Below are 5,645 nucleotides of genomic sequence, written 5' to 3' on the forward strand. Positions count from 1 at the left end.
ATAATCACCGAGGGCTTCTGGAGTAAACCGTCCCATAAAAATGGCTCCCGCGTGACGCACCTGCGGCAATAGCGATTCCGGATCGGTAACCGATAATTCCAAATGCTCTGGCGCGATGCGATTGCTCACCGCGATTGCCTGCTCCATATCGGCCACTTTAATTAGCGCGCCACGATTTTTTAACGACACACTTGCAATACTTTCACGCGCAAGTGTCGGCAATAAACGCTTGATCGACTCCTCGACCTTATCCAAATAATCAGCATCAGGGCACAACAAAATCGATTGTGCTTGCTCGTCATGTTCGGCTTGGCTAAACAAATCCATTGCGATCCAATCGGGATCCGTCAAACCATCACATACAACTAAAATTTCTGACGGGCCAGCAATCATGTCAATCGCCACCTGACCAAATACCGCGCGCTTGGCAGTAGCGACATAAATATTACCGGGACCAACAATTTTATCGACTTTGGTAATGGTTTCAGTTCCGTAAGCGAGTGCCGCAACCGCTTGCGCACCACCAATAGTAATGACGGTATCGACACCGGCGATTGCTGCCGCTGCCAACACCATGGGGCTGATTTCACCATCGGGTGCAGGCACCACCATAGTTAATTCATCAACACCGGCAACCTTCGCAGGAATTGCATTCATCAACACCGATGATGGATAAGACGCTTTGCCGCCGGGAACATACAAACCCACACGCTCCATCGCCGAAATTTGTTGGCCGAGCACAGTGCCATCGGCTTCGGTATAGCGCCAGGAACTTTGCAATTGGTGCTGGTGATAATTGCGGATACGCTCAGCGGCAATTTCCAGCGCAGCACGCTGCTCGGCACTGATTTGCGTCAATGCATGTTGTAACTGCGCAGGAGTGACCACAAAGTCGTTAACACTCTGAGCTGTGCGGCGATCAAACTTATTAGTGAACTCCACTACGGCTGCATCACCGCGCGTTTTTACTTGATGCAAAATATCACCGACCACTGAGACAACGCGGGTATCGCTTACCGACTCCCACGCAAGCAATTGATCAAGGCGCTGATTAAAATCGCTTTGGCTTGCATCCAAACGGGTGATGATAGATTCAGACATGGAATTCTCTTTTAAAAAAACAATAACAATGTGAACTAAAAAAATAACAGGTTGATCATGCAGCCTATCGACTGCAAATACCCATTGGCATTTGCAATCGATGGTATAGAAAATTAATCGGCCACTACTGCGGTAGCGATATGATCGATGATGGTTTGGATTTGCACGTGCTTCATTTTCATCGAGGCTTTATTGACGATCAAACGGGAACTGATATCCGCGATAAATTCGCGTGGTTCCAAACCATTTGCGCGCAGGGTATTGCCAGTATCGACAATATCCACAATTTCATCGGCCAAATTCATAATCGGCGCTAGCTCCATAGCACCATAAAGCTTGATGATGTCCGTCTGGCGACCTTGCGATGCGTAATATTGTTTAGCGATATTCACATACTTGGTGGCGACGCGAATGCGGCCAGCAGGCAGTGACTCGCCTTTTACACCGGCGGTCATTAATTTGCAGCGCGCGATATTTAAATCGAGCGGCTCGTACAAACCTTCCGCGCCATTTTCCATCAACGTATCTTTGCCAGAGATGCCCATATCCGCCGCACCAAATTGCACGTAAGTGGGAACATCCGCACCGCGCAACAATAATAAGCGCACGCCCGGCTGGGTAGTTTCAAATACCAGCTTGCGGCTTTTTTCCATATCTTCCAGCGGTTCAATACCTGCAGCTGCAAGCAGCGGTAATGTCTCTTCCAGAATGCGCCCTTTGGTGAGCGCGATGGTCAGGGTTTGGCTCATGGCATCCACCTTTTATGAACCTTTTACGCGGCGCACACTGGCACCCAGGCTTTGGAATTTTTGTTCAATAGCTTCATAACCGCGATCAATGTGGTAAATACGGTCGATCAGGGTTTCGCCGTCAGCTACCAAACCGGCAATGACCAGACTTGCAGAAGCGCGCAGGTCCGACGCCATCACCGGCGCCGCTTTCAAACGCTCGACACCAGTGACAATAGCGGTGTTGTGTTCGAGTTCGATGTGCGCGCCCATGCGGTTCAATTCAGCAACCTGCACCAAACGGTTTTCAAAAATCGTTTCGGTAATATGGCTCACACCTTCAGCGACGGCATTCATCGCCATAAATTGCGATTGCATATCGGTGGGGAATGCCGGGTAAGGTGCGGTGCGCAAGCTCACGGCTTTGGGGCGTTTGCCGTGCATATCCAGCGCGATCCAATCCTCACCCACGGTGATATCGGCACCCGCTTCCTGCAATTTCAAAATTACCGCTTCAAGGATGTCGGCGCGAGTATGAGTCAGCTTGATTTTGCCGCGCGTTGCCGCAGCAGCTACCAAATAGGTACCGGTTTCGATCCGGTCAGGCATCACACTGTATTCACAGCCATTCAATTTTTCGACACCGAAAATGGTCAGGCTGGATGTGCCAATGCCTTCGATTTTTGCACCCATGGCGACCAGCATATTAGCGAGATCGACAATCTCGGGTTCGCGCGCGGCGTTTTCAAGCACGGTCTTACCTTCAGCCAATACCGCGGCCATCAGCAGGTTTTCAGTACCACCAACGGTGACCATATCCATCAGGAAATGGCAGCCTCTCAAGCGACCGTTGGAACGGGCACGGATGTAACCGCCATCAATTTCAATGGTTGCGCCCATCGCCTCAAGACCGCGCAGGTGGATATCCACCGGGCGCGAACCGATTGCACAGCCGCCGGGGAAAGACACATTGGCTTCACCATAACGCGCCAGCAAAGGCCCGAGCACCAGGATCGAGGCGCGCATGGTTTTGACCAGCTCGTAAGAGGCGGTGTAAGAACTAATTGTATTAGGATCAACAATAACAACGTGCTCGCCCTGAATCTCAATCGTCAAACCCAAAGTGCGCAGCAGCTGCACCATGGTGGTCATATCTTTTAAATGGGGAACGTTGCTTAAACGCACTTCGCCATCAGCCAAAATAGCGGCCGCCAAAAGTGGCAGGCCTGCATTTTTGGAGCCGGAAATACGCAATTCACCCGTGAGCGGCCCGCCGCTCGCAATCAAAAACTTATCCATCACAACCCTGAAAACAAAAAAGAAAATAAATGCCGACCCGGCTTATGCCAGTGCCTGCGAAATGAAGGTATTACTGCTGTTGTTGCTGTTGTATCCACTGTTCAGGTGTGAAAGATTTAATGTAATCCACCGCGTGGATACTGCGGTCAGCGAATTGCGCACTCAGGGTAGACAGCACCAACTGCTGCTTTTTAACGGGGGTCAGGCCTGCAAATGCAGGGCTCACAACCACCAGACCGATATGGTCGCCCATTACATCTACAGATTTCACATCGCAATCGGGGATTTGGTTTTCGATCAGCGCTTTGATTTGTTCAGCTTGCATAGATTACTCGATAGGGAAGTCAGGCCAACTATGCCCGCCGCAAACGCAGACATAATATAGCGATAAGTAAATAAGGCGCGCAGTTTACCGGAATGTCGCCCGTATCGCACCCATAAACCCTCATGTATAAACCCTGTCCCATAAAGCAAAACCCCGGCACTTGGCCGGGGTTTGACGCACGATTCAATAGTTGCTGGAACGCTTAGGCATCTGCTAACCAGTTTGCGATCACTTTGTCGATATCGCCGTTGTACTTTTTGAGGCTAGCCTTGAATTGGCCGCTGAACGATTGGCCCAAATTAACGCCATTGAGCACAACATTGATCAATTTCCACTCGCCCGATTTTTCTTTGCGCATGGTGTAATCCAACTTGTGCGAAGCCCCTTCTATAGCTACCTCCTGCTTCACGATATGACGGGCAGGATTAACTTCGTTGACGCCGGCAATTGTCACCTTGCTATCTGCATAACTCAGCACACCCTTGGCAAGTGACTTTACCATGCCATCTTTAAAAACTTTTTGAAACGCCTGGCGCTGTGCCGGCGTAGCTTGTTTGTAAGCTTTCCCCATCACGGATGCAGAGATAAATGGAAAATTCACAACATCATTGAGCGCCCCTTCAACTTGTGCATAGTAGGCGTCGTCAGCGGTTTTTTCCGTATTTTTTACCTTAACCAGATCGAATAACTTTTGCGCAACAGATTCCACAATCGCTTGCGGGGATTGCGTTGCAGCCACCGCAGGTGCCTGCGCCATAACACTGGTACCCAGCAGCATGGTTAAGCCGCAAACAACACCAGAGACTTTGGTGAGCAAATATTTCATCGTAGAACCTTCCATTAATTGATGTGTAGTCAGTAAGTCAGAGATGGCCTTATAGCGAAACTCAGACAGCGCGAATTCCTTATGGTGCCATTCTTTATGCGTTGCTTATTGGATGTGGCGGTTTATTAAACCGGAGACGCGGTGAGCAGGTTTGCGGCGCGCACTATACCATTTACATCCGCGCCACCATATCTCGCACACGGGGAAAAAAGTCACAAACATCCCTCGCCTTGCCCGGTCTGCCCGTTATAATGCCCCACCTTATACCGCCATCACTGGCGTAAACCGTTATTTTGGAAGTGTTTTATGGCTGCTTTTGACTATGTCAGCTCCGCCTTGCGCACCATCCGCCTGGAAGCCGAAGCAGTTTCGGCGCTGAGTGCACGTATCGATGGCCAATTCACTGCGGCCTGTGAACTCATCCTTAATTGTTCCGGCCGTGTGATAGTGACAGGCATGGGCAAATCCGGTCATATCGGCAAAAAAATCGCCGCCACCCTCGCCAGCACCGGCACACCCGCTTTTTTTGTGCACCCGGGCGAAGCTAGCCATGGCGATCTGGGCATGATCACCAAAAATGATATTGTGCTCGCCATTTCGTACTCAGGCACATCCAGCGAAATCGTCACCTTGCTGCCGCTGCTCAAGCGCGCCGGAATCAAAATCATCAGCATGAGCGCTAATGCGCAATCAACCCTTGGCGAAATCGCTGAAGTTAATCTCGATATCAGTGTTGTATTTGAGGCCTGCCCGCTCGATCTCGCCCCCACCTCCAGTACCACTGCCACTTTGGTAATGGGCGATGCGTTGGCGATTGCCTTACTCGAAGCACGCGGATTTACTGCGGAAGATTTTGCCTTCTCCCACCCTGGTGGCGCGCTCGGGCGCAAACTTTTATTGCGCGTTGCGGATGTGATGCATAGCGGTGATGACATTCCGCGCGTAGCACCCGACACGCCTATGCTGGACGCGCTGATGGTGATGTCAGAAAAAGGCTTTGGCATGACCACCGTGATGAACCCGGAGGGTGATTTACTCGGCATATTTACCGACGGTGACTTGCGCCGCAGTATCGACAAAGGTGTTGATATCCGCACCGCCAAAGTCGGTGAGCTGATGAACATCCACCCCAAAATGCTGCGCGAAAATACGCTGGCCGCCGAAGCACTGGCATTGATGGAACAGGCAAAAATTAACGTATTACTCATCACCAACGAACAAAAGGCGCTGGTGGGTGTCGTAAAAATCAATGACCTGCTGCGTGCAGGTATTATCTAAAAACGGAATTACCGCATGAACCCTGAATTGCGCGAACGCGCCGCCCGCATCAAACTTTTATTGCTGGATGTGGACGGTGTACTGACCG

Annotated in this window: 6 protein-coding genes; 1 reads left to right on the forward strand and 5 read right to left on the reverse strand. The window is 50.7% G+C overall.

Annotation, left to right across the window (positions count from 1 at the left end; genetic code table 11):
- The 5 genes from hisD to ACWA6V_RS16290 form a co-directional block, all read right to left on the reverse strand.
- On the reverse strand, positions 1-1,101 hold a 1,101-nt coding region (gene hisD / locus ACWA6V_RS16270), incomplete at its 3' end, for a histidinol dehydrogenase (protein ID WP_449523475.1).
- Positions 1,102-1,214: 113 nt separating this feature from the next.
- Positions 1,215-1,850, reverse strand: coding sequence for an ATP phosphoribosyltransferase (gene hisG, locus ACWA6V_RS16275; RefSeq protein ID WP_449523476.1), 636 nt, complete (start codon positions 1,848-1,850; stop codon positions 1,215-1,217).
- A gap of 12 nt (positions 1,851-1,862) precedes the next feature.
- Positions 1,863-3,128, reverse strand: a complete 1,266-nt coding sequence (gene murA / locus ACWA6V_RS16280) for a UDP-N-acetylglucosamine 1-carboxyvinyltransferase (RefSeq protein ID WP_449523477.1) — start codon at positions 3,126-3,128, stop codon at positions 1,863-1,865.
- A gap of 70 nt (positions 3,129-3,198) precedes the next feature.
- On the reverse strand, positions 3,199-3,453 hold the full coding sequence (locus ACWA6V_RS16285; RefSeq protein ID WP_449523478.1) for a BolA family protein: 255 nt from the start codon (positions 3,451-3,453) through the stop codon (positions 3,199-3,201).
- A 202-nt stretch (positions 3,454-3,655) separates the two neighbouring features.
- Positions 3,656-4,279, reverse strand: a complete 624-nt coding sequence (locus ACWA6V_RS16290; protein ID WP_449523479.1) for an MlaC/ttg2D family ABC transporter substrate-binding protein — start codon at positions 4,277-4,279, stop codon at positions 3,656-3,658.
- A gap of 306 nt (positions 4,280-4,585) precedes the next feature.
- Between ACWA6V_RS16290 and ACWA6V_RS16295 the strand changes: the two genes are divergently transcribed.
- Positions 4,586-5,557 carry a KpsF/GutQ family sugar-phosphate isomerase gene (locus tag ACWA6V_RS16295; protein WP_449523480.1) on the forward strand — a complete coding sequence of 324 codons (972 nt, stop codon included), beginning with the start codon at positions 4,586-4,588 and terminating at the stop codon, positions 5,555-5,557.
- The last annotated feature ends 88 nt before the right edge of the window (positions 5,558-5,645 follow it).

This window comes from Cellvibrio sp. (genome assembly GCF_053579595.1).